Origin of the sequence: Paenalcaligenes hermetiae (genome assembly GCF_039543645.1) — a bacterium.
Lineage (GTDB): Bacteria > Pseudomonadota > Gammaproteobacteria > Burkholderiales > Burkholderiaceae_B > Paenalcaligenes > Paenalcaligenes hermetiae.
The window spans coordinates 141755-167298 of the sequence record NZ_BAABKD010000011.1 but is presented as its reverse complement, the minus strand read 5'-3'; the positions used below and the strand labels follow the sequence as shown (position 1 = coordinate 167298).

At 42.2% G+C, this 25544-nt stretch carries 26 protein-coding genes, 1 tRNA gene and 3 pseudogenes; 11 read left to right on the top strand and 19 right to left on the bottom strand.

The genetic code is table 11. The annotated features are described in order from the left end of the window. Positions 1-2: 2 nt before the first annotated feature. The 6 genes from ABD980_RS09980 to ABD980_RS09955 all read right to left on the bottom strand — a co-directional run bounded on the left by ABD980_RS09980 (position 3) and on the right by ABD980_RS09955 (position 4636). Positions 3-1523 carry an Eco57I restriction-modification methylase domain-containing protein gene (locus ABD980_RS09980; RefSeq protein ID WP_345371421.1) on the bottom strand — a complete coding sequence of 507 codons (1521 nt, stop codon included), beginning with the start codon at positions 1521-1523 and terminating at the stop codon, positions 3-5. Beyond that, entirely contained in the window at positions 1516-2157 is a 642-nt protein-coding gene (locus tag ABD980_RS09975) for a DNA methyltransferase family protein (RefSeq protein ID WP_345371419.1), read from the bottom strand. The genes ABD980_RS09980 and ABD980_RS09975 overlap by 8 nt, the downstream gene beginning before the upstream one ends. A 626-nt stretch (positions 2158-2783) precedes the next feature. After that, a complete protein-coding gene (locus ABD980_RS09970) occupies positions 2784-2969 on the bottom strand; it encodes a hypothetical protein (RefSeq protein ID WP_345371417.1) in 186 nt (61 codons plus the stop codon). 57 nt (positions 2970-3026) lie between these two features. Further along, positions 3027-3428 (bottom strand): ATP-binding protein, encoded by a 402-nt coding sequence (locus ABD980_RS09965; protein WP_345371415.1) that lies wholly within the window; start codon positions 3426-3428, stop codon positions 3027-3029. 84 nt (positions 3429-3512) lie between these two features. Next, positions 3513-3713 (bottom strand): hypothetical protein, encoded by a 201-nt coding sequence (locus tag ABD980_RS09960; protein WP_345371413.1) that lies wholly within the window; start codon positions 3711-3713, stop codon positions 3513-3515. Positions 3714-3943: 230 nt separating this feature from the next. Next, complete coding sequence (locus ABD980_RS09955; RefSeq protein ID WP_345371411.1) at positions 3944-4636, bottom strand: IrmA family protein; 693 nt, start codon at positions 4634-4636, stop codon at positions 3944-3946. A 570-nt stretch (positions 4637-5206) separates the two neighbouring features. Here ABD980_RS09955 and mgtE point away from each other — a divergent pair. The 7 genes and pseudogenes from mgtE to ABD980_RS09920 all read left to right on the top strand — a co-directional run bounded on the left by mgtE (position 5207) and on the right by ABD980_RS09920 (position 11478). Then, positions 5207-6571 (top strand): magnesium transporter, encoded by a 1365-nt coding sequence (gene mgtE, locus ABD980_RS09950; protein ID WP_345371409.1) that lies wholly within the window; start codon positions 5207-5209, stop codon positions 6569-6571. 95 nt (positions 6572-6666) lie between these two features. Then, positions 6667-7010 (top strand): annotated as a pseudogene (locus ABD980_RS09945) (MgtC/SapB family protein); the annotation flags it as partial. Positions 7011-7186: 176 nt separating this feature from the next. Beyond that, positions 7187-8152 carry a D-alanyl-D-alanine endopeptidase gene (gene pbpG, locus ABD980_RS09940; protein WP_260648783.1) on the top strand — a complete coding sequence of 322 codons (966 nt, stop codon included), beginning with the start codon at positions 7187-7189 and terminating at the stop codon, positions 8150-8152. 8 nt (positions 8153-8160) lie between these two features. Continuing rightward, positions 8161-8946 (top strand): NRDE family protein, encoded by a 786-nt coding sequence (locus ABD980_RS09935; protein ID WP_300648018.1) that lies wholly within the window; start codon positions 8161-8163, stop codon positions 8944-8946. 68 nt (positions 8947-9014) lie between these two features. Then, positions 9015-9443 (top strand): carboxypeptidase regulatory-like domain-containing protein, encoded by a 429-nt coding sequence (locus tag ABD980_RS09930; protein ID WP_345371406.1) that lies wholly within the window; start codon positions 9015-9017, stop codon positions 9441-9443. An 8-nt stretch (positions 9444-9451) separates the two neighbouring features. After that, positions 9452-10105: an NAD-binding protein gene (locus ABD980_RS09925; protein ID WP_260648786.1), complete on the top strand. Its 654-nt coding sequence runs from the start codon at positions 9452-9454 to the stop codon at positions 10103-10105. An 8-nt stretch (positions 10106-10113) separates the two neighbouring features. Then, a complete protein-coding gene (locus ABD980_RS09920; protein ID WP_345371403.1) occupies positions 10114-11478 on the top strand; it encodes a TrkH family potassium uptake protein in 1365 nt (454 codons plus the stop codon). Positions 11479-11522: 44 nt separating this feature from the next. On the opposite strand, the gene ABD980_RS09915 is transcribed toward ABD980_RS09920, so the two are convergent. Further along, the gene (locus ABD980_RS09915) at positions 11523-11894 is read right to left on the bottom strand and encodes a NirD/YgiW/YdeI family stress tolerance protein (protein WP_300646982.1); all 372 of its coding nucleotides are present in this window, start codon (positions 11892-11894) and stop codon (positions 11523-11525) included. A 266-nt stretch (positions 11895-12160) separates the two neighbouring features. Between ABD980_RS09915 and ABD980_RS09910 the strand changes: the two genes are divergently transcribed. Beyond that, entirely contained in the window at positions 12161-12865 is a 705-nt protein-coding gene (locus tag ABD980_RS09910) for a putative quorum-sensing-regulated virulence factor (protein ID WP_345371400.1), read from the top strand. Here the strand turns inward: ABD980_RS09910 and ABD980_RS09905 are convergent. Together ABD980_RS09905 and ABD980_RS09900 are read right to left on the bottom strand one after the other, a co-directional pair. Continuing rightward, entirely contained in the window at positions 12846-14102 is a 1257-nt protein-coding gene (locus ABD980_RS09905) for a DUF445 domain-containing protein (protein ID WP_345371399.1), read from the bottom strand. The genes ABD980_RS09910 and ABD980_RS09905 overlap by 20 nt on opposite strands. Beyond that, complete coding sequence (locus ABD980_RS09900; protein ID WP_260648791.1) at positions 14099-14266, bottom strand: YodC family protein; 168 nt, start codon at positions 14264-14266, stop codon at positions 14099-14101. Before ABD980_RS09900 ends, ABD980_RS09905 begins: the two co-directional genes overlap by 4 nt. A gap of 147 nt (positions 14267-14413) precedes the next feature. Between ABD980_RS09900 and ABD980_RS09895 the strand changes: the two genes are divergently transcribed. Then, positions 14414-14490 (top strand) — tRNA-Pro (locus ABD980_RS09895). A gap of 40 nt (positions 14491-14530) precedes the next feature. On the opposite strand, the pseudogene ABD980_RS11195 reads toward ABD980_RS09895, so the two are convergent. The 8 genes and pseudogenes from ABD980_RS11195 to ABD980_RS09860 all read right to left on the bottom strand — a co-directional run. Then, positions 14531-14743: pseudogene (locus ABD980_RS11195) on the bottom strand (helix-turn-helix domain-containing protein); the annotation flags it as partial. A gap of 475 nt (positions 14744-15218) precedes the next feature. Then, on the bottom strand, positions 15219-15785 hold the full coding sequence (locus ABD980_RS09890) for a flavin reductase family protein (RefSeq protein ID WP_345371751.1): 567 nt from the start codon (positions 15783-15785) through the stop codon (positions 15219-15221). Positions 15786-15831: 46 nt separating this feature from the next. Continuing rightward, positions 15832-16296, bottom strand: a complete 465-nt coding sequence (locus tag ABD980_RS09885) for an aromatic-ring-hydroxylating dioxygenase subunit beta (RefSeq protein ID WP_345371397.1) — start codon at positions 16294-16296, stop codon at positions 15832-15834. Positions 16297-16307: 11 nt separating this feature from the next. Beyond that, a complete protein-coding gene (locus ABD980_RS09880) occupies positions 16308-17600 on the bottom strand; it encodes an aromatic ring-hydroxylating oxygenase subunit alpha (RefSeq protein ID WP_345371396.1) in 1293 nt (430 codons plus the stop codon). A gap of 20 nt (positions 17601-17620) precedes the next feature. Further along, a complete protein-coding gene (locus ABD980_RS09875) occupies positions 17621-19447 on the bottom strand; it encodes a dipeptide ABC transporter ATP-binding protein (protein ID WP_345371394.1) in 1827 nt (608 codons plus the stop codon). Further along, complete coding sequence (locus tag ABD980_RS09870) at positions 19447-20301, bottom strand: ABC transporter permease (protein WP_345371392.1); 855 nt, start codon at positions 20299-20301, stop codon at positions 19447-19449. Before ABD980_RS09870 ends, ABD980_RS09875 begins: the two co-directional genes overlap by 1 nt. A gap of 4 nt (positions 20302-20305) precedes the next feature. Beyond that, on the bottom strand, positions 20306-21313 hold the full coding sequence (locus ABD980_RS09865) for an ABC transporter permease (protein ID WP_345371390.1): 1008 nt from the start codon (positions 21311-21313) through the stop codon (positions 20306-20308). A gap of 52 nt (positions 21314-21365) precedes the next feature. After that, positions 21366-22880, bottom strand: coding sequence for an ABC transporter substrate-binding protein (locus tag ABD980_RS09860; RefSeq protein WP_345371388.1), 1515 nt, complete (start codon positions 22878-22880; stop codon positions 21366-21368). A 177-nt stretch (positions 22881-23057) separates the two neighbouring features. Here ABD980_RS09860 and ABD980_RS09855 point away from each other — a divergent pair, with 177 nt between their 5' ends. Together ABD980_RS09855 and ABD980_RS09850 are read left to right on the top strand one after the other, a co-directional pair. Beyond that, a complete protein-coding gene (locus ABD980_RS09855) occupies positions 23058-23567 on the top strand; it encodes a hypothetical protein (protein WP_345371386.1) in 510 nt (169 codons plus the stop codon). Beyond that, positions 23560-24264, top strand: a complete 705-nt coding sequence (locus ABD980_RS09850; protein WP_345371384.1) for a GntR family transcriptional regulator — start codon at positions 23560-23562, stop codon at positions 24262-24264. Before ABD980_RS09855 ends, ABD980_RS09850 begins: the two co-directional genes overlap by 8 nt. A 355-nt stretch (positions 24265-24619) precedes the next feature. Here the strand turns inward: ABD980_RS09850 and ABD980_RS09845 are convergent. After that, positions 24620-24750: pseudogene (locus tag ABD980_RS09845) on the bottom strand (transposase); the annotation flags it as partial. 54 nt (positions 24751-24804) lie between these two features. Beyond that, positions 24805-25344, bottom strand: coding sequence for a 5-methylcytosine restriction system specificity protein McrC (locus tag ABD980_RS09840; RefSeq protein ID WP_345371749.1), 540 nt, complete (start codon positions 25342-25344; stop codon positions 24805-24807). Positions 25345-25544: the final 200 nt, after the last annotated feature.

Here is a 25544-nt window from a genome sequence, read left to right as displayed (position 1 = left end):
CCTTACCTCCACTCTTTCATAATCAACTCAACATGTTCAATGTCATCAGAACTTAAGCCAAATATCTCATAAAGATCATCATCTCCCCACTCTTTATTGAAATCCAATCGAGGAACAAATAGGAACTTATCTTTTGACAAGTTAATGGATGTTACCGCTTGAAGAAGTAAAAATCTAGCAAACTTAGTAGATAAATATTTGAGAAAATTATTTGCTATTTCATTACTTGAAAAAGGTCCGGCTATTAAATACGAGTCTGTGCAAACATGCATTGGAGGTAAAACTTTTGCTGTAGATAAGACTCTAAACTTCCCTGACTTATCTGGTTCGCCAGCATGCTCACTTGTTACTTTACTAAACATCACTTTATATTCATTTATTAAATCCTCCCCTTTATTAACTTGATCAATGCTTACATACCCCTTTCCTTTGCTGCTATGTAGAGTAATATCACCTATCTTTTTCACACTTCGGCCCCTATCCGATGAGGAGAAACCAAATGGATTTCTGGAGCTTATTATATTTACAATGTTATCTTTATTTTTTTTCTTTATTTTTTCTACTATTTTTAATGATTGGTTATTTCTGATAAATATATCATGGCTATTTAACGGTCGTATCAGGGAGTCTTTTTTTCCTCTAAGTACATTTGTAACAACACAATCACCCCTATAATCTCTATTCCATAAAAAATAACAAACGCCACCTCCTAAGCTCACTCCCGGAAAACACTCTTTAGCATCTACAAAATCAATTAAAAACTCTATTCTGTCATCATTTAACATCTCATTACGAAATTGATCGAGTCCTTTTCCACCAGCGAACCATCTAGAGGGAATGATCATTGATAAATAGCGAGGATTCATTTTTTTAGCCTGCTCTACAAATTTATGATACAGAGGAATAGCACTTGCTCCTGCTCCACCATCACTCAACTGATAAGGCGGGTTACCAATAATCACATCAAACTTCATATTAAAAATCCTTTCAGGTGAATCTGTGTGAATAAATTCATACGCATGATTTTCTAAAGAGTCATCACGCTCATATCCACTTTCATTAGCCCCACAGTACACACAACGATTATTACCAGGGCTCCAGCAATGCTCTATTCGCTCATAACGAATATTCCCCCGATCATCCGAAAAATCATTACATAAAGAATATTTACTATTTGCTGTTTTAGAGCAATAAACACTTCGTCTAGATATTAGGCCTGTTAGCTCTGTAATACTAATAGCAAACAATTGTTTTTTAAAAATATGGTTGAGGCGTTCCTGCTTATTAGGAATCTCGTGAGTAAGCCCTTTATCTAAACGCTGAGCTATTTCCCTGAGAAAAACACCAGACTTAGAGGCCGGATCTAAAAAAGTAGCTGTGCTATCTTGCCATATCTCTGCAGGAAGCAAGTCAAGCATAGCGTTTGCTATCTCAGGAGGTGTAAAAACCTCATCGTTACTTAAGTTTGATAAACAAGATAAAACATCAGGGTTATATTGTTTATTTAATAGCCCATTACTCATTACTTAACTCCAAGAAATGCTGTACCGGATAATCTTTTATAGGTTTTGGAATAAAAACATCCTGACCAAGGTCAGAAAACAAAGGTAGGCCAGCTACAATTTCATGCTCGAGCAAGTCTTGAAAAGAAAAATCACGACGTTTTAAGTAATTACTATTAATTTGAGACCATTCAGAAAAAACAATCGGCTCATCCTTATTTACTTTCTTTAGAGTAATTGCATCACCATGAATGATATTTAGACCTAATATAATCCTTATAGAGGCACGACAATCCTCTTTACAGTTATCCCCAAATAAACGGATATATTGACTATTAAATAAATTAAACAAACGTTCACGACATTGAACAAGATTATCTTCTAATATATCAATCCCATAAATAGAACACACAGCTAAGACCGCATTACGCTCATAATCAAACTGTAATTTTCCGTAACGTCTCTCTACTACAGCTAACTTACGCTCTAATATCTTTTCTAAGAAATTTCCTGTGCCACAGGCAGGTTCTAAAAACCTTGAATCAATGCGCTCGGTTTCTTGTTTTACTAGATCTAACATGGCATTAACCTCTCTTTCGTTAGTAAAAACCTCGCCATGATCTGAGACTCTCTGTTTCGAAACTATTTGCGTCATTTCTTTCCTTGTAATAACCTTAAATCTCTTTCTAACTTATTCTTTCTTAGCTTTGGCTTTCTTGTAACTATTTTAAAGCACTAAGTAGATCTATAATAGCCTATAGAGTTAAATCAATCTCATCTGCAAATACTGCCAAGTCCCATAAGCCGCCCCTTACCGCTTACTCCTAGCTGACAATCCTGCTAAAACTATGAACTGACCTTCTACCTCTTTAAACTGATCTTTAATACCTTTGGTTGACAAGAAAAAACAAACAAAGGTGACTCTCTGAGGCTGGGAGTTGCCCTTTTTCATTGTCTTCAGCCACCGCGAGACGTAAGTAGTCAAAATCAAGAACAGGTAAAATAATGTACAATTGTTCCATAAAAAATGCCATATCAGCCTGATCAGGCTCAGGTAAGTTGACATAATTATGAGCAGTGCCATCCTCTATTTTGCATAGAGCGCTTTGACTCACCCTGCAGATGAGCTGGCTTTCTAGATATTTCACATGAGCTTTAGTTAACTTTTGGTCCTTACTAGTGACCAACTATCCTGCTCCCTGAAACCCTTCCCCCTGATAGCCTAGAAGATGGGTTCTAAGTTTGTAACCATCCTGTCTATATGGAACGATAAGCTTTACCTTATGGATCATCATGCAAAATCATACCTACAGCAAAAAATAGTACTATGCGCCGCCGCGCTTCACCCTGATCATCATCAGACAATCGGTTATACAGATCTGGGTGCGTGCCCCAATAGGTGCCACGCCCTACGCCACCGTACTCAATGTAACCACGCTGTTCTAATACAGAGACTGTTTCACGCACTTCGGCTTCCCTGCGCTGACACAACTTGGCTGCTGTTGCTATATCAAGTTCAGGATGCTAATACAAGTACTGTAAGATGGTCAGACTATCCATACTCAAGTCTCGACCTGCTGTGTTTTCTTCAGTAACAAAAGCCCTAAAAGCTGGATGAGGCTCACGACGAAAAAATACGATGGTGACAGACTCACCACTTTCACGAGTGACTGGCGGCGCCTTGCCCTCCATTAACTTGGTACTGAACATACGACTAATGCCAAAGTTAGTGCGATTGACCAAGCGTAAACGGGTTAATGCCTCAACCAATAGTGGGTTCCGAGAGACAGACTGATAATAAAGAATATTGTCAGGACTAATACCACCAATAAAACCATCGTTGCTACTAATCTCTATACAGTTTGAGTACAGTTTAACCATCAACGGCCCAGACAATCGCAGGTCACGATGACAAACAGCATCCATTAACGCTTCACGTAGAGCAATAGTTCGTCATGTACGGAACATCAACTTCAGGAGGAACACCAAGAATGGCTTTTTCTTGCCCTATCACTCGATCAGACACCTCAAAGACAACCGTCTCACCTCGCCACTAGCCATACACATAGCCATCTGTACAATTGTCCTGACCGCTTTATCACGGTTTTTTGTCTCCCATTGCTTAAAATCAAGATCCTGATCCTCTAGATCATCAGCAATACAATGCTCAAGCTCAAGCAGTAACTCTTTAATCTGGGCTATCGTACGCATAAAAACCTCATTAATACCGCGACTTATTACAGCACGCTATTAAAATAAGTTCTAATTTTTTAATCGACTTAAAACCCTGAGTTTACACTCGATTAAAACTGTCAAAATCTCCAACATAAATCCACCTGTGGATGACTGCTAGACTGGCTATAAACTATCAGCGTCAATCCATTTTTCATCGACTGGTCACTCCTTTAGAAGAACGCGCAATCTGAAAAACGAGCCATATTTTAATGCTGCAACTGTATACAGTCATGGTACAAATACCCCACCTGCCCGGTGGGAGTACACACCTGCCACCAGTTACCTTTTTGCTCGAAGGTATAAAACAGCTCATTCTCAAAGAGCTTTTCAATAACGTTGCTTTCAGCATTAGGCTGAGCCCAGACATTGCTGTAACCGTCTTTGTCTTGAATGATAGCGGTAGCAGTAAACCTTGAGGCTTGGCAAGTAGAGGGACGTTCTGAAGCATTTAGAAAATTAGCATCAATATCAATACGATACGGTACGAACTCTCGTATGTTTAAATAACCATCCGCTAATAAATCTCGAGCCTGCCCTTCTACGATGGCATCGGCTTCAGTAATGACCAAGCGCAGGTTATCCTCACATGCTAACTCGCTTTCCCAATACACCGTCTCATAGCGGCTAGCATTATCCCTGCCAAACTCATCCACCTCTAAAACTATTTGTTCAATGGGACTATTTGTTTTTGTATCGACTGCAGCTAGGGCAATACGTAAGTTTTGGATATGATCACCAAAAACACCTCCACTGTCCAAAGTAAAGGAGGCGGCACACATACCTTGACCTGCCCAAACCGTATTCGAGTGCCAAATATCTAAGCCATACGCTTGCCCTGACAGGGCTACCATCACACAGGCGGCAGATAAAAGCCAAGGATGTTTAGGTTTTAATACCATATCTCTATATTCCTACTCAATTTTCACATCACTTAAAAACAAAAAAAAATTTACGTTATTATGTCAGTTGTTTTTCTCTTTAATTCATTATTTTTACAACAGGGTTGCTATCCTAGTGAAAACCCTGTTATACTTTTTTGGATTTCAACAAAAGGAGAACTGACTGTGGATACCGATCCTGGTGAAAGTTGCCGATCTTTGATCGGTCATTGTGCATTCTAGGACACAGTTCTCTCGTCTTTACTGTGTCCTAGCCGCTTAGGACGCAGTGTCTATTGGGTATTCGCCCTCTTCACATCGCAACTCACTTGTTACATGCCCTTTAATGGGGCTGCTCGTGTTTATCTTGGCATAGCTTTGCGCGATGGCCGCGGCCTGCTTTTATCCTTATCACATCCTCATTATGCGTAATTAATTTTTCAATTAATTTTGCGCAGGGATCAATTTGTCTTTTTTATTTAGTGATTTTAATTATTAAATTCGCTAGGGCTAATTGCGTCCTTCTTTTATTGCAATCAGTTTTTTCTATTTTGATTTAAGTAATCAATATATTTCTAATAGGATACTGATATGGAACTCGATACCATCATCCATGCCACACAGAGTGCGGTAGCTCGCAATGATTGGAAAACCGCTAGCGGCATTGTGAATGCGCTACCTTACCCAGATATTGCTAGCGTTTTAGGGCATCTTTCTGCCGAGGCGGCTTTACAGCTGCTACGCCGCTGTCAACATGATAAGCAATCTATTATTTTTGGCTATATGGCACCGCGCATTCAATCGGAGATGGCGCAGTTAATGAGCCGCTCAGAACTAACGGCTTTATTTGAAAAAATGGAGCATGACGAGCGTGCAGACTTGTATAACCGTTTGTCAGAAGAAGAGCGTCAAAGCATTTTACCCGGCCTAGCCCATGCCGAACGCGAAGACATTCGCACATTAGCCAGTTATAAAGAAGGGACGATTGGTTCTATCATGACGTCTGCCTACGTCAGCCTGCATGATGATTTAACCGTTGCCCAAGCCTTAGAGCGTATTCGTCTCGAAGCCCCTGATGCAGAAACCATTTATCAAATTTATATTGTCGATAAGCAGCGTCATCTTAAGGGCACTGTGTCTTTGCGTGAACTCATGCTCGCTAACCCCAATGCGGTTTTACGTGACATCATGGTCACAGACGTACTGCATGCCCGTGCGGACGAAGACCAAAGTGAAGCCGCTAACCAAATTGCCCGCTATGACCTATTAGCTTTACCCATTGTCGATGACAAACAACGTATTGTTGGTATTGTGACCCACGACGATGCATTAGATGTATCGCGCGAGGAAAGCACCGAAGACCAAATGCGTTTGGGTGCTGTCAGTACCGTTGGCTCCGGACTAAATATTTCTTTAAAAGATGCGTCCATCGCTGTCCTGTACCGCATGCGGGTATTTTGGTTGGTGATTCTTGTTTTTGGTAACATTTTTTCTGGGGCAGGTATTGCGCATTTTGAGGAGCTCATCGAAAGCATGGTGGCCCTGGTGTTCTTCTTGCCATTATTGGTAGATAGTGGTGGTAACGCCGGCTCGCAAAGTGCCACACTAATGGTACGTGCTTTGGCTACGGGTGATGTGCGAGCACGCGATTGGTTTTCAATGCTAGGTAAAGAAATTACGGTTGCCTTACTACTGGGTTTAAGTATGGCGGCGGCCGTATCCATCATTGGCTTTTATCGCGGTGGTCCAGACATTGCGCTGGTAGTGGCATTGACAATGATTGTCATTGTGATTGTCGGTAGTGTAATTGGTATGTCTTTACCTTTCTTGCTCACACGCTTCAAACTTGATCCAGCTTCGGCCAGTGCTCCACTTATTACTTCTATTTGTGACGGTGTAGGTGTATTAATCTACTTTAATATTGCTAATATCCTATTAGAAATGCCCACCGTCTAACCTAACATAAGGATCACCTTTTCACCCTCTTGTGTGATCCTTGTGTCACAAGAGCGAGTTACACTCGCTCTTGTTCTTTTCTATCCCCTTATACTATGCAAGCTTTGATTAATGTTAACTTGATGGAGCTGCTCAATAGCTTTATCAGCCTTTTTACCGCTTTTGTCCTTGGTGGCATTATTGGTTTTGAACGGCAATTTAGGCAACGTACAGCCGGCTTACGTACGAATGTGCTGGTGGCAGTAGGCGCAGCGATTTTTGTCGATATGGCCATGCCTTAGAAGCCATCATGGCGACCTTTTTTGTGTTAGCCGCTAATACGCTCTTGCGCCCTTTTGTTAATGCCATTAACCGCATCCCAATTGACGCTCAAGCCAGCGAACTTACGCATGTGATCCACATTATTGCCCCCGCCTCACAGCGGCAAACCGTAATGAGCGAATTATATCTTAAAAAACAAATATAAAACAAAGGCTTAAAAATCAATGCCGCTAAAAAACCAAAAGCACAGCTTAAATTTTTTTTAAAAAGAGCGTATAAGTGCTTAATTTATAGAGAAATATCTGATACCATTTCTGCGTAGATGACGCTTTTTGACGGTCTTAGGTATTCCATATGCACTTATATCACTTATCTCGACGTTGGCTGGGCGCTAGCATCAGCACAATTACCGCCTTATTTGCTGTTTTACCCGCGTCGGTGTCTGCACAAGACCTCAATGTCAATCCTGTTCGTTATCACGCGCCGTATACGCAGTTTGCAGCAAACTTACAGCCCGTACAGGTCTCGCTTGCTCCAACTAGCCCATCGCTACTACAAGGCTTACCTGCACAGTTGCACTCTGAGATTGCTTATGTTCAGGATCTAAAAACCGGGCGGGCCATTTATCAAAAAAACAGCACTCAGGTTCGCCCTATTGCATCTATTACCAAGCTCATGACCGCATTAGTCGTGCTCGAAGCGAACCAAGATTTAAACGAAACACTCGAAATCACCTCTGCCGATATCGACCGCCTAAAAAACACAACCTCTCGTTTAAGCGTAGGCTCTAAGCTAACACGCGCTCAGATGCTGCATTTGGCCCTGATGTCTTCAGAAAATCGTGCAGCAAATGCTTTAGGACGACATTATCCTGGTGGTATTCGTGCTTTTGTGCGCGCCATGAATGATAAAGCCCGTGCTTTGGGGATGCGCGAATCGCGTTTTGTAGAACCCACAGGGCTCTCTAGCGAAAACGTTTCTAGCCCCAAAGATCTGGTGCGTTTAATGCAAGCCACTGCTCAGCACCCACTTATTCAAGAGTACAGCACCAGCGAACAACTTACCGTAGAGCCTCGCCCAGGGCGCCAACTTGTTTTTAGTAACACAAACCGGCTAGTACAAAACAGTAAATGGGATATTCAAGTCTCTAAAACGGGGTTTATTAATGAAGCCGGTCAGTGTCTTGTGCTACTCACTAAGCTCGAAGGCCGCCAAGTCGGCATTGTTTTGCTTAACGCTCAGGGGCGCTACTCTCGTATAGGTGACGCCATCCGTTTGCGTAACTTGGTAGAAAGCTCTAATAAACTTGCTATGCTTTAACGCTTTTTATGTGTATTGCTTATCTTGCTTTGGCCACCGACCCGCAGTGGCCTTTATTTATTGCCGCTAATCGTGATGAGTTTCATCAGCGCCCTACTCGTGCGGCAGCACCATGGCCGGATTACCCACATGTTATAGGTGGCTTAGATTTACAAGCAGGTGGTACCTGGTTTGCTGTGAGTACTCAGGGCCGATTTGCTTTATTGACTAACTTTAGGGATATGTTCCCTGCAACGGGCTTAGAAAAAAGTCGTGGCGAGCTACCCAAGCAGTTTTTAATACAGACACTATCCGCCCAAGACTATATACAACAGGTGGCTGAACAAGGCCATTTGTATCAAGGCTTTAATCTTATCGTGGGACAATGGCACGCTCAAAAAGCTGAGTTTGAGTGCTATTACTACAGCAATCGTAATGATACGCAGCCTCAGGCTCTTGCTCCAGGACATTATGTATTAAGCAATCACTTACTCAATACACCCTGGCCAAAAAGCCAACGTTTATGTGAGCGATTACAACATTACCTATCCGCGCAAACGCCAGCCGCCATTAGCGAGGTGTATGCTATCTTGCGCGACGAACAAAAAGCCGAAGACCATTTGCTTCCCCAAACTGGGCTCAGTCTTGAGCGGGAGCGCTTATTAAGCAGTCCTTTTATTATTAGCCCAGACTATGGCACTCGTAGTTCCACAGTATGGCAAGTGTCACAAAGCGGACACAGTTTTTTCCATGAGTGTAGTTATAATCCACAAGGAAAAGAAACAGAGCGCCACAGCTGGCCTTTACTATTATGAACCGTATCAAACTTGGCCACTCCTTGTTAAACTTAGATGCAAATTCATAACTAAGCAAAGGAGTTACCATGCGTTCTTGGTTAACTGGGATCTGTGCCTGTTTTTGTGTGGCAACTGTTTCGGCTCAAAACCTTCCTCCCGTTGAGTTTTATTTAAATACCGCCTATATGTGTGGAGGGATTGGTAGCGATCAAGCAGCAGCTTTTAAAGCTGCACGTTCTCACTACCCACTTAGCTTAAACTTTGGACAAAAGCTCGGTAATAAAGTCGCTTTTATTGCAGATATTCAGGTGGTCATTCGCGATCAATACGATCAAACCGTTGTAAATATCAATAGCGAAGGTCCATTTTGCCTACTAGATATGGATTACGGAAAATACCAAGTCTATGTCACGTACGAGGGCCAAACCCTGCACCAAACTATAGAAGTTAAAGGCACTGGTCATCAGCTTAGTTTTATTTGGCCAGAAAAAAATACGACCGAGCTTTCTAAATAGGATGTGATATGGCTCAATTTGCCGTCATTGGCTTAGGCCGATTTGGTTCGGCCGCCTCACTAGAGCTCATGAAAATGGGGCACTCGGTTTTGGGCGTGGATATCAATAGCAAAGTCGTAGACAAATATGCCGATCAATTAACACGAGCGGTAATTGCCGATGTCACAGACAAAGCGGCGGTCGATGAGCTGGGACTGGATAACTATGATGTTGTCCTAATCGCCATCGGTGATGATATTCAAGCTTCACTGGTTTGCGTGGTGCATTTAAAAGCAGTGAATGTAAATAAAATCTGGGTCAAAGCCATTTCTCATGCCCAGCATTTGATCCTTAGTAAACTCGGCGTAGATCGTATTATCCACCCAGAAGAAGAAATGGGCATTCGGGTAGCCCAAATGCTGAGCTATCCGATGGTTAACGATTATATTTCTCTGGGTAACGGTGAGTTCGTTGTAGAAATTACCGCTAGTGAGCGCCTGGACGATATCAGTATTGGCGAGGTTCTGCGGACAAACAATGACGTCGTCGAGGTCTTACTCATTAAACGAAAATCACAGATTCTGGTGCGTCCCGCTGATGATTTTATTCTTCAGGCCAAAGACATCTTGGTGCTATTTGGACCACTGAACATCCTTCGCACCATCGCCCCAAAACTCATCTAATTCAGATTATGCTACGCCTTTGGCCTTTTAGACTGCTGCGTCAACAAGGCAGTCTTCCTACGACGCACCTTCCTGCCAGCCCTCCAGTAGTGTTGGCCTTGGGATTTTTAAGCTTAATTGCACTAGGCACGGTGTTATTAAAAATGCCGTTTGCTACACGCTCTCCGATCAGTTGGTTCGAGGCCTTTTTTACCGCGACCTCTTCTGTAACGGTGACAGGACTGACAGTAATTGAGCCCGCTACAGTGCTGAGTATTCCTGGTCAAATTCTGGTGACGATATTAGTACAGATTGGTGGGTTGGGATTTGTTACCTTTGCTGTGCTTGCTGCTATTACGCTTGGTAAGCGTATTAGTTTGCAACAACAAGCGTTGGCTTTAGAGGCTTTTAATCAAACCAGCGTATCACGTATCCGCCAGACTGCTTTTTCGGTAATTAAAATCGCGTTCACAATCCAAGGGGTCACCATGTTGTGGTTAAGCCTATGGTGGGGGCGACACATGGACTTCAAAGACGCTATTTATCAGGCGTATTTTCATGTGACCATGGCATTTAATAATGCGGGTATGGCGTTGTATGAAGACAGCTTAATTGGCCTAACCCATGATCCAATTAGTATTTTGACCCTATCTTTGATGATTGCCTTAGGCGGATTGGGTTTTCCTGTCATTATTAATATTTTGCGTAAGAAGCGTTGGCAACGTTTGTCCCCTTATAGCAAAATCATTATCCTGGGCACACTAACGTTAAATTTGCTTGGCTTTTTAGCTATATGGTTATTTGAGCACAAAAACCCCAGTACCATCGCCAACCTGCCTTGGTATGAGCAAGCCACCGCCGCTTGGCTTCAAACCATTTCCAGTCGTACAGCTGGGTTTGTGACAATGGACGCTGGCAGCATGCGTGACAGTTCGGTTTTGCTCATCATGTTTTATATGTTTATTGGTGGCGGTTCCTTAAGTACAGCGAGCGGTATTAAGCTTGGTACATTTATTGTTTTAATCGCTGCTGTTATTTCTTATTTACGTCACCGTGAAGAGGTGGTGCTCATGCAGCGTACTGTATCCCCAGAAACAGTACAAAAATCATTATCTTTAGTCCTCATTACATTTAGTCTATTTTTTATGGGGCTTTTATTTATTACGATTTTTGATAAGCTGCCTTTGCGCAGTGTGATGTTCGAGGTCATGTCTGCCATCACAACCACAGGGATGAGTTTTGGTATAACAGGAGAGCTTTCCTTGCCCAGTAAATTTGTCCTTACCTTACTCATGTTTGCAGGGCGACTAGGCCCCCTGACCTTGGTATATAGTCTAGCTACACGTCGCCGCAGCCGTATTCGTTATCCAGAGGGACATTTCCAAGTTGGTTAAGCACAAAAAAACCCAGGCATTACCCTGGGTTTTTTAGCTGTAGTTTATTGCACAATGGTATACGATTTGACTTCGATTTCGGTGTCACTAATCAGACCCTTATCTACTTCGCCGATGATTTCTACCTCTACCGGTGGGTTGATCGGCTGAACTTTGGTGAGGTCATCATCAATATCTAATTGAATTTCACCGCTACCATCAGTAAAAATAAATTTTTCTTCAGACGTTTGCTTGGTGATTTGTCCACGTAATGACACACGTTGATCATCTTTGGTGTCTTGCAGAATCTGGGCAACGGATGTGGCCACCGGTTGCATTTGATCGTGGGCTGTTGTGTCAGCAAGAGCTGCACCACTTATTCCTGCTAAAGCAATAGCAGCAGCGGCAACTGTGGTTTTTAAAGTGGATTTAAACATAAAGCACCTCCGTTATCGATAAAACGCTTTTAATCAATCAAGAATGAATTAAAAGCACAGTTTCATCATACTGCTATTTCTTATTATTCCAAGATCAATTTTTATCAAAAAGTAAATACGGATAAACCCATAATTGTTACTGAGTGACCGTCACAGCGTCCTTTACGACCTGAACACCTTAAAACGGCTGTTACAAAACCGCACAACCACCAAGGTGACGTTACTGCGTTATCATAAATAGATTAAATAACTTTACTGATATCATCATGAGTGCTTATATTTTTGATACAGAAACGACTGGTACAGAACAACCGGATATTATTGAAGCCGCCTGGCTAGAGATCGATGCCCCAACCTCTTTACAAGTGGTAAGTCAGTTTGAGCAGCGTTATCAACCGCGTCATCCCATTAGTTTAGGAGCACTAGCGGTGCATCATATTTATGATGAAGAGCTGGTCAACTGCCCACCCTGCACAACATTTCAGTTTCCAGCACAAGCCCAGTACATGATTGGGCACAATGTCGATTATGACTGGGAAATGGCAGGCCGCCCTAACGTTAAGCGAATTTGTACCTTGGCTTTAAGCCGTATGCTTTTACCTCAGCTAGATAGTCATAGCCAATCGGCACTGATGTACTATTTTTTTCGTCCTCATGCCCGTGAACGCTTAAAAAACGCCCACTCTGCTTTAGCAGATGTACAAAACTGTCGTTTTATTCTGCAAAAAATGCTGGCTCTACTTGAGCAACCCGTACAAACTTGGGAGCAGCTTTGGGAGCTTTCTGAGCAAGCACGCTTACCGCGGGTGATGCCTTTTGGTAAACACAAAGGCACCCCTATTAGCGAGTTACCGCCTGATTATCAAGACTGGGTATTACGGCAAGACAGCATGGACCCTTATATAAAACTCGCCATTCAAAAAGCCAGACAAGCCCTGCATCAACCACCCATTACAACCAACGCCCAATAAAATGGATCACTAGGCCAATGGCACCACCCACTACGGTGCCATTGATGCGTATATATTGCAGGTCTTTGCCAATAGCATGCTCTAGCTGATACACCAATTCTTTTTCTTCCCAAGCATTTACGCGATCAGCAATATACTGTGCAATACGGCCCCGGTATTTTTCTATCAGCGGTGGCGCCATCTCTTGTAGTTTTTCATCAAGTAACTGTTGCATAGCATGATCTTGCAAAATATGATGAGCCACTTGCTGCAGACCAACACTTAGTTTTTGTTGTAATACAGAATCCGCACCATGCAGATCTTGTTCCAACCAATCTAAAATATCCCCCCAAAGCTGGGTTAAATAACGTTGTAAAGCCGGATCTTGCAAAAACTGCGTTTGCATTTGCGCTGCTTTTTCTATAAAAACGGGGTCACTTTGAAGCCGCAGCACCATGACTTTTAAATAAGCACTAAAGCTATAGCGCAATTCGTGATGGGGGTCGGCAGCAATGGCTTCTATTTCCTTAGCCACAAGACTGACAATTTTTTCTGTCCCCCAATCCCCTACATAGTCACTGATTTTTTTAATATGAACTGTGCGTTTAACCTCTGCTGCGATTTTTTCAGCAATAAAAGCTTGTATTTTAGGCTGTTGCACTAATGCGCTAATGCGATGTAACAACTGATCTAAAAGCTCTTGGTGACGCTGGTCTGCTGTGAGCAACTGCAGTACTTGTGCGCCCAAAGTGGCGAAATTGATATTTTTCAAATTACGCACAGCGGTTTGCTGAATAAACTGCTGGGCCCTGACATCACGCAATGCCGTTAAACTGTGCTGCGCTACCAATGCTGCATAAGAAGCTAATAATTGGGCATTGGTTTTTTTAGCTAACCAGCGCATCGTCGTTCGAGGCAACTGCATCTGTTTTAATTTGAGCATTACTTGATCGGTAGACAAAAAATGCTCACAAATAAAATCCCCCAAATTATTCGCAATACGCGCTTTATTCCGAGGAATAATTGCTGTGTGTGGCAAAGGCACCCCTAATGGATGTCTAAATAATGCCGTCACAGCAAACCAATCCGCAAGTGCTCCCACCATGGCAGCCTCAGCAAAAGCAATCAGGTACCCCCAGTAGACAGCATCATCATTTAACCGTTTGGCAATAATAAAGAGAAAAAAAGCCCCTAATAAAAAAGCCATGGCCAAGGCTTTGCTCTTTGCCAAAGGGGTGAGCGGCTTGCCCCACCTCATCCAGCCACCTTTTGCAACGCCCTAGCATGGACAAACGCCGTTTTTAAATTCCCCTCGCAATCAAACCACATGCATTCTACCCGCCCATGTGTTAGCCCTAACTGCGTCACCGTCATTGCCGGCCCCCCACTATTTAACTTAACCACATCACCAATTTGAAACATTTTTCATTTTCCTATATAATCATTTTTTAACTTTAGCACAGCACAGATTGTGTGCGTGGATACGCTATTTTAAAGCAGATATCCTATGTTGGCAGATGTTAATGATAGTTGACAAATTTAAACCCAACATGCTATAGTTAAATTTTTCGGGGCGTAGCGCAGCCTGGTAGCGCACTTGCATGGGGTGCAAGGGGTCGAGTGTTCGAATCACTCCGTCCCGACCAAGAATACCTCAAACAATTAAGCACTTAGAGTCTAACCACTTTAAGTGCTTTTTTGTTTCTTGGGTTTAGTGGACCACTTGAATTTGGTGGACCAAATTTGAAGGTAGAAGCGAGCATGGCTCGCTTCTACCTGTATCATGTCATGCCTTGATCTGTTCCAGCCTCGGCGACCACCCTGCCCCTCTGTAGGCACATACTCAAACAACTCCCCTACAGTACATCCAAACAGCTTACAGAGTTTGCCTACCACATCTAGGTTAGTGGTGACTGGCGGCTAAGCTTTTAAACTAGGCAAGGTTCTTGGCGAAGTGCTTAAAAGCACAAGCTTGTGTTCTCACCCAACCGCGCCACCCTATGTAAAACTTATACCTAAGTTGAATGGAGCAGGGAGTTTGTAATGACCCACTGATTTCTTCTGTCATCTCGATACTCATCGTACTTTCCTTTCGTAATAATACCTGAGCAGGAAATCAGTGGGTCATTACATCATTACCTGCACCTTTTGCAGCTGCAGTAGTGAGTGCGGGGAAAGGACAATCCAAGCAACGTTCTAGCGATGTATTCTGAACCATTGCGGCAAGAGCTAGCAATCACAGGAATATCAAGCAACGCTTTCGCTTGATTCTGGCTTTTTTCATCCGAGAGTAACCAATTGCCCAAAAAAAGTTGGATGAATCACCAATCTTCTTAAGGGCAGTTTATGTTCAACATAAGCCATCTTTACAGATTCATACTTGAAAAGTCTGCTCTACGACAGCATAATACGGGCCACTTACGCGGCATAATGGTTGATAATGACTATGAATCAACTTATCTCCCTGCAAAATACGCTCATCCACATGGAAACAGAGAACCTCTAGAATAAATAACTCATTCACTCCATTCCCTAGAGGAATAACTTGATCTAGCTTACATTCAAGTTGAATAGAACCTGACTCCAACCGTGGAGTTCGTATTAAAGCACTAGAGCGTGTAGATAAACCCAATGCCTTGACCTCACTTTGACTAGGATCAAACTCCCTAGAACTCAAATCTAACTCCCTAACGTGACTCTTCTCAGCCATTTGTATAACTGCCTCACGCTCTCGAACCAAATTGCGAGCAGTGTCTTTATGCGACCCATCTTGCTTGCGATTAATATTAATCGCAATTAAGCAGGGGTCATGAGCCACGTAATTGAAAGAGCTAAACGGTGCTAAATTTACCTCTTGGTTTTCACTTAGTGTTGTCACCCAAGCGATAGGGCGCGGTACAACTAGAGAAGACAGCCAATAGTAACTTTTCTCCCTACTCAACTCGGCACAAACAATTTTTCTATGCAAGATCTCCTCCTTCTGCTAGTCACACAAACAACTGGATACAAGGCAAATGACCATCCACTGCTAATAGATTGACTTTTTTCTGTACAATTTCCCAACTCTGCTGTTTAGGCTGCAGATAGTAGATTACATTGGCAGGATAAATATCAGTCCTATCCGCTTGATATTCAGAGTAAATAATATTGGTTTCCACCTGAATTAATCCTAATTTTATATCAGCATTCAAAACACAAGGATTTTGAACCAAACGCAAACCTTTAACTTGTGGCTGTAGAGAAAAAGCGCGCTGATGAGCCAACCGCTCTATCCTCAACCTTAAAAGTAATTTATTTTCTAAAGCTATTGAGATTTCATTTTCTGGATCTGTTTGCTGACTACTACCTGGTATCCAATACACCCCATCTTCTGCAAATAATTCATACCATTCATCATAGCGCTCACTATCTAATAATTTATTCTCATAAAAAATAAAATCAGCTATTTCCATTTCTATTTCCCCTAGTTTTCTTGCATCAAGTTTTTCCAAGCTCGGTATTGATTTCTAATTACTAATTCATTATTCGCATTCTCAAACTCATTCACCTCTTTCTCTAACTCTTTTTCATCAAACTGGCGGTATAAATTAATCCATTTATTACCATCAGCCTGCAAATTTCTTTGTTGACTTTCAAATAAATGAATATCGTCATGCGCCACGACACTCATTGGTGAATACACTAAACGGCTATAATTCAAGCCTCTTTGCAAGAGTTTCTCCGAAGCACCTTTAGGCTGGAACACCCACACCTCTAGCAACGTCTCATCCACAGAAACAGGACGTAAAACCCGTATGATTTGAGGAGAGCCTTTAGCTGCCATACTGGGGTAGAAAATAACATTTTGAGGAGTAAAGTTGAGCACCTCTGTGGCTCGCTCTTTACCATGAGCCTGCCTGATGGCGTCTTTATAACCTTCCACGTCTGCATATCCAGTATGTATACTAAAATTGGTACCTAAAATACTATGACCATTCCGGAATGTTTTTACCCCCATCGTAGAATAAAAATCATAATTTGAACCAAAAGGTAATAATTGCTCTAAAGAAAGTGGATCCAAGCCCTCAAACCTCTCCGCTGCCTTTTCAGCCGAATGGTAAGCTGACTCATGAGTGGAGATAGGATGAACCGTATCATTCACATTTTCTAAATAAAACTTCCAATTACATTTCATGCGGCTCCGAATTGAACCGCCTGCCACTTCCAGCTCACCCACAGGAGAACTATCCGCCATCGCGTCTAATGCTTGCAACACATCACCAAAATACTCGTAAAAACCTACCCCCTCTGGGCTTAGGCGAGCAAAAACAAATCCCCTATAAATCGCCACATCTCCTGCTGTGCTAAGGCCCGCAGCTGCTGGACATGTCTCAAAACCAGTCCCCTCATACTCTCTTTTCATAGGAATGGACAATAAGGAACCATCTAACCTATAAGTCCAGGCATGGTAAGGACAGCGTACCATCTTGCCTAAGTTCCCTTTAGTCTCATTGACTAAACGCGCACCCTTATGTGCACAACGATTCATCAACACATGAATGTTCTGTTGAGCATCTCGGACCAAAAGAACGGGACTATTACCAATCCGAGTTGAAATATAATCACCCGTATTAGGAACCTGACTTTCATGTCCGACATAAATCCATGCATTATGAAACAGTGTTGCCATTTCCTGCTCAAACACCTTAGGGTCCGTATAAATATCACTGTGCAACTGCTTTTCTTCTACTAAATGCAATACTTTTTGCTTGCTCATATCAACCTCTTTTTATCTATTTAGAAATGGATGGATGGCCACGATTGAGTTGAGTCATCAGGAGGAACTGCTGCTAATAAGCTTTTGGTATATTCATGTCTGGGTTGTGAAAAAACACGGGCTGTAGGCCCTTGCTCTACCACCTCTCCCTCTTTCATCACGAGCACTCGAGTACATAAATACCGAATAACCGATAAGTCGTGAGAAATAAAAACCACCGCAATCCCTAGCTCTTGATTTAATCTGAGCAGCAAATTCATAATGAGTGCCTGCACAGATACATCCAAACCAGAAACCACCTCATCTGCTACCAATAAACGTGGCTCTACACACAAAGCCCGCGCAATATTAATGCGCTGCTTCTGTCCCCCTGATAACTGAACAGGAAACCGGTAAGCTGCATCAGTGGCTATACCCACCTGACTCATAAGAGATACAGCCACTTGTTGCCTACACTCAGTACTTAACGTGGGATCCAACTCTAAAACTTGTGTTACTAACTCCCACACTTTCCTCCTCGGATTTAAAGCTGAGTCAGGATCCTGAAAAATCATTTGTACAGAACGAGACACCTCTAGTTTTTCACTTTTGCTTAGAGTTGACCTCGGCCTTCCTAATACATGAATGGTTCCGGAGCTCGGCGTATTCAATCCCACCATTAAACGTGCTACCGTACTTTTGCCACTCCCACTCTCTCCCACTATCCCAACTAACTCACCAGCATGAACAGTCAAAGACAACGGTTTCAAAGCAGACATGACTTTCTTTTTGCTAAACTTACCTATCTGATAGACCTGCTCCACCTTATCAAAACTGACTAACACCTCTGGCTGGTTATGCGACTTCTGCTCTAACTTTGAGAGTCTCTGGGTAGGAACCTGCTGGGTCAGCGAATTAACCAACAAACAAGCCACTTGGCTTTGTGCACCTGTCAAAATGGGAGTGTAACGATGGCATGCTTCTTGCGCTAAAGGACAACGCTTAATAAACCGACACCCCGTTAGCTCAGCCATATCCTGTATGCCAGGCATAATTTCAGCTAAAGTCGGTAACTGATAAAGGGGACCCGTTAAATTTGGTGTGGCATTTTTCAACGCCCAGGCATAAGGGTGTCGCGGCTGATCTAATACTTGGTGGGCGGGCCCTTTTTCTACTACATCGCCTGCATACAATACCATCACCTCATCACAGACATGAGCAGCCAGCCGTAAGTCATGAGTAATCAAAATCACAGCTGTATTATGGCGTCTCTGCACCTCACGCAAAATACGAATGATTTGTGCTTGAGTAATCACATCTAAGGCGGTAGTGGGCTCATCTGCGATAATCAGCTCTGGATCTCCTGAGAAAGCCATAGCAATTAAAACGCGCTGACACTGTCCACCCGATAATTGATGAGCATAACGTCCTAAAATAGCCGCCGGATCAGGCAACCCTACCTCAGCTAATCGCTCAAGACTGTAGGCATAACGATCTTTCTTAGCCACTCCTACACGCTTTAAATGCTCAAACATTTGATCTTGAATGGACATCACTGGATTCAACGATGACAAAGGCTCTTGAGGTATGAAGGCAATTTTTTTACCTAGCAAGGCACGCATCTGTGAGTCTGTTACCTTTTTGCCATGAAACCTTACCTCACCGTTAGTAAGCCTTAAATTTTCAGGTAACAGCCCCGATAGCACCCTCCCCATCATACTTTTACCTGCCCCTGACTCTCCCACTAATCCTAATGTTTTTCCTGCTTCAACTTGAAACGATACCTGCCTCAACAAATCCACTCGTTGCCCTCTGTAATCCAACGAGATAGATACTCGATCAAACTCGACAACAGCTTGTCTCTCCATTACGCCTCTCCTCGTCGTTTATTTCTAGGATCTAACGCAACCCTAAGCCCATCGCTGAGCAAATTAAAACCTAGCACCGCAAACACAATCCCCATCATGGGAGCTAAAATAGTCCAACTTGCACCATAAATATGAGCACGCCCATCGGCTAGCATTACCCCCCAAGCCACTACATCTGATGGCACCGACAAACCCACAAAACTTAAAATAGCTTCCACAATAATAGCGATGCCCATTTGAATACTAAATAAAGTAATAATAAGCGGAGCTACACTAGGTAAAATCTCTTTAAGCATAATTTTCAAATGAGAAAAACCTAGTAACTGTGAAGCATAGATATATTCCCTTCGCTTAATCACTAAAACCTCAGAACGTACCACCCGATAAAAACGCGTCCAATCCACTAAAATCACAGCTAAAATTACATTAAAAACACCTGTTCCTAATCCCACCATCAACATCATAGAAAAAACTACTGGGGGAAAAGCCATCCAAAGCACCACTAAAGAACTCGTTACCTTATCGAATAGTCCACCCAAATAACCAGCAACAATAGCTAAAACACTACCTATCAGCATCGTTCCTAGGGAAGCCGACAATGCTACTAATAAAGCAATCCTTGCTCCATAAATTAGTCTTGATAGTACGCAACGCCCCAATGAATCTGTTCCCAAAGGATATTTTTCAATGCCATCAGCGAACCATGCGGGGGGATACAACGTAGCCAATAAATCCTGCGAATTTGGATCATTAGGAGCCAACCAAGGAGCAAAAATAGCAAAAACAAAAAACAATAAAACTAGACTGCCGCCTATAATAATTTTTCTGTTAATATTTTCTATTTTTATTTTCATAAAATCACCTTAACCTTGGGTTTAAAATACTATATAAGGCATCTACACTAAAATTAATCACTAAAATCATTAAACAAAAAATCAAAGCAACACCTTGGATCAAAGGCAAGTCATGATTTTTAATAGCTTGTACCATTAGGTTTCCTATACCTGGAAAAGAGAAAATCACCTCTATTAATAAAGTTCCACCAAATAAAAATCCAAATTGAACTCCTATTAAAGTTATGGTAGGCAAAGCAGCATTTTTAAGCATGTGAACCAATAAAACCCGAGTCTCCGAAACCCCTCTTAAACGAGCAACAGCCACATATTGTTCATTTTCAACCTCGAGTAAACTTGCCTTAAGCACGCGGATAATAATAGGACTAAAAGCTAAAGCTAATGCTAGCGCAGGTAATAATAAATGCTTAAGCGCATCCCAAAACTGGACCCATCTCCCTCGCACTAAAAAATCAAAGAGCAAAAAACCAGTTCCACCTTCTATTCCTAAACTCCCCTCTATTCTTCCCATAAAAGGTAAAACAGGAAAAAAAACTCCAAACACAATGATTAGAATAATACCCCATAAAAAGGAAGGTATAGATATAATAAAAACCAATAAAAAATCAGCAAAAAAATCAACTTTCTTTTTATCAATGAGATAAAAAACAACCCCACCTGGTATAGAAATAATTAAAGCTATCATTAAGCTGACTAAAGATAGCTCTATAGTTGCGGGCAAAGCTGTCCATAGAAGCTTATTTACTGATTGCTTAAAGAAAATAGAATTTCCTAAATCTCCTTGAGCTACCGACTTTAACCAAATCCAATACTGATAAAATAATGAGCCATCTAAACCTAATTCAGCTCTAAGTAAATCAGCATCTGCTTGTGTTGCTGAAGGCGGCAGCATCATACCAAGAGGATCAGCTGGAATCGCTCTCAAAATAAAAAAAACAATAAAAGACAATAAAAAAGATGTCAGTAGTATAAAACCTATTTTTCTTAATAATCCAAACAAAAAATTCACCATGGCTCACTCAAAAAAATAGGCAGTACAGACTCACTGCACTGCCTTTCATTACTTACCAAGAATAATACTGAGGCAAAATATAGCCTGTTTGATAGGTTTCAAGGTTTAAATCTTTTTTATGGGCAATAGTAGAAATAGATTGTAATAAAGGAATCGTCCAGGCATTTTCCGCAACCGTTTTATTCAACTCTTGATAGCCAAGAATCCGTTTGGACTCATCTGTTTCTGTATTCAAAGCATCTAAAATCTCTGCTAAGCCTTCTTCTTTCCAGGTAGAAAAACGTAAGCGAGGATCCAGAATTCGCCCCGTATAAATCTCAGGGTCTCCGGTAGCATTAGCCCAACTGTACAACATCACCCCATCTAAGCTAGAGGAATGACTAAGTTCTAGATACTTAGCAACAGTAATCTCCTCCATACGCGCATTAATCCCAATCTCGGCCCACATTTGAGCTATAGCTCTGGCAACATCATAATCAGAGGGAAAGGTGTTATTTGTAGAGTAGAACGTAATATTAAGTGGGTTTTCTTTGCTGTAACCCGCTTTATCTAACTCTGCCTTGGCTAGCTCTTTATTGAAATCCACCTTGAAATCGATATGCCCTGGAGAACCCTCGGTTGCTAATACCGAAATGGGTTGCGCCTTATTTTTATAAAAAGCACGAGAAATAGCCTCCTTGTTAAGGGCTAAATGCATAGCTCGGCGTACATGCTCATTTTGAAACTCAGGCCTATAGCTAGGCATTTGCAAAATATAAATTTCGCTATAGGGATAGACCTCAGCTTTTAAATTAGAGTTCGCTGCCAAACGATCCACATCTCGGACTGGAATCTGAACTGAAACATCGACTCGGCCTGACTCTATAGCTGCCACACGCGCAGATGCGTCGGGCACGATTTCAAATGTCACATTTTTTATAGGAGCCTCCCCTGCCCAATAGTCGGGAAAAGCTTCTAAGGTAATGCGAGATCCCCTTTGATAATCAACCAACTTATAAGGCCCCGCACCAATAGGCTGCTCTATAAACCCCTCTTCTCCCACCTTTTCAAAATAGGCTTTGGGCAAAATATACGCTGACAAAAAAGCCAAACTGATTGGGGCTGTAGGCGTCGGCGAAGCAAAATGGATTATGGCCTCAGAAGGACTAATAATTTCAACAGACTCTAGACTAGGCATCATGCCATTCAAAGCCAACGTTTTCTTTTTTAAGGCCCGCTCAAACGTAAACTTTAAATCCTCCGTCGTCATTTCACTCCCATCGTGAAACAACACCCCTGAACGCAATGCCACCTTTAAACGTTTACCACTGTCATCTAGCCACTCCCAACGTTCTATTAGGCGAGGTGCGAGCTCTAGATCATCGTTCACAAACAGAGGTGAATCAAACACCGCTTTATAAATCGATTGCCCTGCTGGAAAAGTAACAGACGTAGGTTCCCAAGAGGGAATATCTACTGGAAAAGCAATTTTTAATTCGTTGCTCTGAGCTGAAGCCAAGCCCACACAGCTTAGCGCTAAAACAGTACTGCACGTTAACTTTTTTAACTTGCTAGAAATAGAGCGCATGTGGTGTCCCCCTAGTTAAAGTATATATGTCTCCGAAAAAAATTATACTTCTTGTTATGAAAATAAGAGCATAAGGGTTTTCCATAAAAATAAAACCATTATTTTTCATATATTTACATGATTAATATACGGTATACTGTTTAAAGAAATGTACTAATCAGGGAGCCAGAGACTAAAATGGATCTAATTGAACGAATGATTTGGGACACCAAAAATGGGCAAATTTTGGATGAAGAAAGGCGCTATGTTATGCTCAGAGCTGATGTGCTCATGGGTATTTTTAATCAACTCCCAGACGCAGAAAGACAACAGGCCTTGCACAGCTTTATGAACTCCGTTAAAGCTCATGGTTCAAACTCCGTTGCCGCTTATTGGTTAGCAATAAATAAAAACCCACAAGTTTTACTGGATACTATGATTCGCATCTCAGCTCAACTTGGCTGGGGCGCTTGGCAGATATGCAAATACACACCCCAAGAACTCACTATAGAAGTTATAAATAGCCCCTTTGCCAAAGCTAGCATAGTCAGCCAGACTCCAGTATGTACTCCAATACTCGGTATAATGGAGAGCATGGGATCCTTTATTTTTAATGGGCCTGTGCAGGTTCTAGAGCATTTTTGTCATGCTCAACCTAATCACTCCAAATCTTGCCTTTTCATTATTAAACCAGTCGCACATGTCTAAAACTAACACTCGGTTCATCTCAACCAAAAAAAACATTCGTGAACAAGTCTACGATTTATTAAGGGCTCGTATGCGATTAGGAGAAATAGGTTTTGGGGACCGTTTAGTCGATCATGAGATTGCTGCTGAGTTAAACGTGTCACGAATGCCTGTACGTGAGGCCATGATGCAACTTAAAAATGAAGGCCTACTCGAAGGTACATCCAGAGGTTTTATCCTACGTCAATTTACCCCTACAGATATCGCACAAATTTTTGAAATTCGCTTACTGCTTGAGCCAGAGGCAGCCATGCAAGCTTGCCGGAATGCGACCATAGAAAAGCTTGCGATTCTGAATACTCACGCACAATCGACTGAGCAAGCTCACCAGCAAAACGATCCCCTCGCCTATATGGAAGCCAATGATCGCTTTCGAGCTAGCTGGCTAAATATGACGCCAAATACCCATTTACGCGAAACCATCCAACGCCTAAGCAATCACGTTGAGGCCGTGCGATTAGCCACGTTACGAGAAGCCAAATACCGCGCTCTTTCTCTACAATATACTCAAGAGCTACTCCAAGGCTTTATTGAAGAAAACCCAGAAAAAGCCGCCCAAGCAATCCGCTCTAACTTGCGCAGCGCAGCTCTCTCCTATTACTCCACCCTAGACGTGTTACTAGAGAATCCACCAGTCGGTAGTTCTGCTCTAGCTTAAATAAACACTTCTGCCATAAGCAATCTTACATAATTACTGTTAATATCACTCACGCTTAATCTACGATATAATTCAAACTGTCTCAATCGAACACTCAGCTATGCTACGTAAAACCCGATCTACTATCCAACAAAAATTTGGTCAAAAAATAGTCAACTTTTTGAAAAAAATCGGAGGTGTTTTTTGGCCATATAAGACATTGATATCATTGGTTATTTTTTAGGGGTGGAGTCTGAGACATTGCCCTGCTACAAAGGGATCTGACGTTGCGCTGCCCATCCAAGCAACGTTCTAGCGATGTATTCTGGACCATTGTGGCTACGCCGAACTTCGTTTCATAACGTAAACTGTCGGGTTTTCCACGCCATTTATAAAAGTCGCATTGCTCATGCCGTGTTCACGACACAGCTCTGGAGTCGCTGTACCGGCTTCAGCTTGTTTTAAGATGGCCATGATTTGGCTGTCGGTGTAACGAGACTTTTTCATTGAATTTCCTTTTCGAGAAATTCTACTTTAAAGCACTACGGTTTGGTGGGGGGATTACCCAACCTCTGTAGGTAAAGCGAGAGAAAAAGCCAACTGAGCTGCCGCTAGCATTTTTTGATCGGCCACATCATGACGACCAAATCTCTCTGATTTCATGTTGTAATTAATTGGCTTAACTTTACTAACCCCCAGACGCTCTAAGCTCAATATTAAGGCTCGACATCTACGTGCAAGAGACGCTTTAATATTGAGCTTTAATAAACACTCTAGAGCAGATAAAACATAGCGATTGCGGACCGTATCTACGGTTAGCTCATCAAAACGACAATATACCTTCCCTTTTTCAAGCAACCTGTGACTTTCAGTTTTAAGCATATCTATGCGGCCACGAACTCGATTAATCACTGCCTCCTTAGGCTCATAGCCATAGCTTAAATTTCGTTTCAGGCGCTCTTCAACCTGTGAGCAAAGAATCTCAGCAACCAAATCTGCTATGTCTTCAGGATTATCTTCTACCGCTACCTTCTGTGCTCCAAGATACCGATATAAATCTGAAGCATAGAGCATGAGTAACCATAAATTACGAACGGGGATCTTACCTAATCGTCACTGAGACATAGATGGGTCTTGGGTTTCAATGGCAGCTGACATTAAATACCTTTGACCAAAGCACCTTTAAGTTGCTGGGCTCGTTCCAGATCATCAAACCAGTACTCCTCAAGAAGAGGCCCAATTTCCGTTTCAACCACATTGTGAAACCAGGCTGAAGCATCGTTTATTTTATTATTTAAAGG

Excerpts from the sequence above, each read along its gene's own strand:
- ABD980_RS09980 (WP_345371421.1), bottom strand. The coding sequence starts at position 1,523 with ATGAGTAATGGGCTATTAAATAAACAATATAACCCTGATGTTTTATCT.
- ABD980_RS09975 (WP_345371419.1), bottom strand. The coding sequence starts at position 2,157 with ATGACGCAAATAGTTTCGAAACAGAGAGTCTCAGATCATGGCGAGGTT.
- ABD980_RS09965 (WP_345371415.1), bottom strand. The coding sequence starts at position 3,428 with ATGGATGCTGTTTGTCATCGTGACCTGCGATTGTCTGGGCCGTTGATG.
- ABD980_RS09960 (WP_345371413.1), bottom strand. The coding sequence starts at position 3,713 with ATGCGTACGATAGCCCAGATTAAAGAGTTACTGCTTGAGCTTGAGCAT.
- ABD980_RS09955 (WP_345371411.1), bottom strand. The coding sequence starts at position 4,636 with ATGGTATTAAAACCTAAACATCCTTGGCTTTTATCTGCCGCCTGTGTG.
- mgtE (WP_345371409.1), top strand. The coding sequence starts at position 5,207 with ATGGAACTCGATACCATCATCCATGCCACACAGAGTGCGGTAGCTCGC.
- pbpG (WP_260648783.1), top strand. The coding sequence starts at position 7,187 with ATGCACTTATATCACTTATCTCGACGTTGGCTGGGCGCTAGCATCAGC.
- ABD980_RS09935 (WP_300648018.1), top strand. The coding sequence starts at position 8,161 with ATGTGTATTGCTTATCTTGCTTTGGCCACCGACCCGCAGTGGCCTTTA.
- ABD980_RS09930 (WP_345371406.1), top strand. The coding sequence starts at position 9,015 with ATGCGTTCTTGGTTAACTGGGATCTGTGCCTGTTTTTGTGTGGCAACT.
- ABD980_RS09925 (WP_260648786.1), top strand. The coding sequence starts at position 9,452 with ATGGCTCAATTTGCCGTCATTGGCTTAGGCCGATTTGGTTCGGCCGCC.
- ABD980_RS09920 (WP_345371403.1), top strand. The coding sequence starts at position 10,114 with ATGCTACGCCTTTGGCCTTTTAGACTGCTGCGTCAACAAGGCAGTCTT.
- ABD980_RS09915 (WP_300646982.1), bottom strand. The coding sequence starts at position 11,894 with ATGTTTAAATCCACTTTAAAAACCACAGTTGCCGCTGCTGCTATTGCT.
- ABD980_RS09910 (WP_345371400.1), top strand. The coding sequence starts at position 12,161 with ATGAGTGCTTATATTTTTGATACAGAAACGACTGGTACAGAACAACCG.
- ABD980_RS09905 (WP_345371399.1), bottom strand. The coding sequence starts at position 14,102 with ATGAGGTGGGGCAAGCCGCTCACCCCTTTGGCAAAGAGCAAAGCCTTG.
- ABD980_RS09900 (WP_260648791.1), bottom strand. The coding sequence starts at position 14,266 with ATGTTTCAAATTGGTGATGTGGTTAAGTTAAATAGTGGGGGGCCGGCA.
- ABD980_RS09885 (WP_345371397.1), bottom strand. The coding sequence starts at position 16,296 with ATGGAAATAGCTGATTTTATTTTTTATGAGAATAAATTATTAGATAGT.
- ABD980_RS09880 (WP_345371396.1), bottom strand. The coding sequence starts at position 17,600 with ATGAGCAAGCAAAAAGTATTGCATTTAGTAGAAGAAAAGCAGTTGCAC.
- ABD980_RS09875 (WP_345371394.1), bottom strand. The coding sequence starts at position 19,447 with ATGGAGAGACAAGCTGTTGTCGAGTTTGATCGAGTATCTATCTCGTTG.
- ABD980_RS09870 (WP_345371392.1), bottom strand. The coding sequence starts at position 20,301 with ATGAAAATAAAAATAGAAAATATTAACAGAAAAATTATTATAGGCGGC.
- ABD980_RS09865 (WP_345371390.1), bottom strand. The coding sequence starts at position 21,313 with ATGGTGAATTTTTTGTTTGGATTATTAAGAAAAATAGGTTTTATACTA.
- ABD980_RS09860 (WP_345371388.1), bottom strand. The coding sequence starts at position 22,880 with ATGCGCTCTATTTCTAGCAAGTTAAAAAAGTTAACGTGCAGTACTGTT.
- ABD980_RS09855 (WP_345371386.1), top strand. The coding sequence starts at position 23,058 with ATGGATCTAATTGAACGAATGATTTGGGACACCAAAAATGGGCAAATT.
- ABD980_RS09850 (WP_345371384.1), top strand. The coding sequence starts at position 23,560 with ATGTCTAAAACTAACACTCGGTTCATCTCAACCAAAAAAAACATTCGT.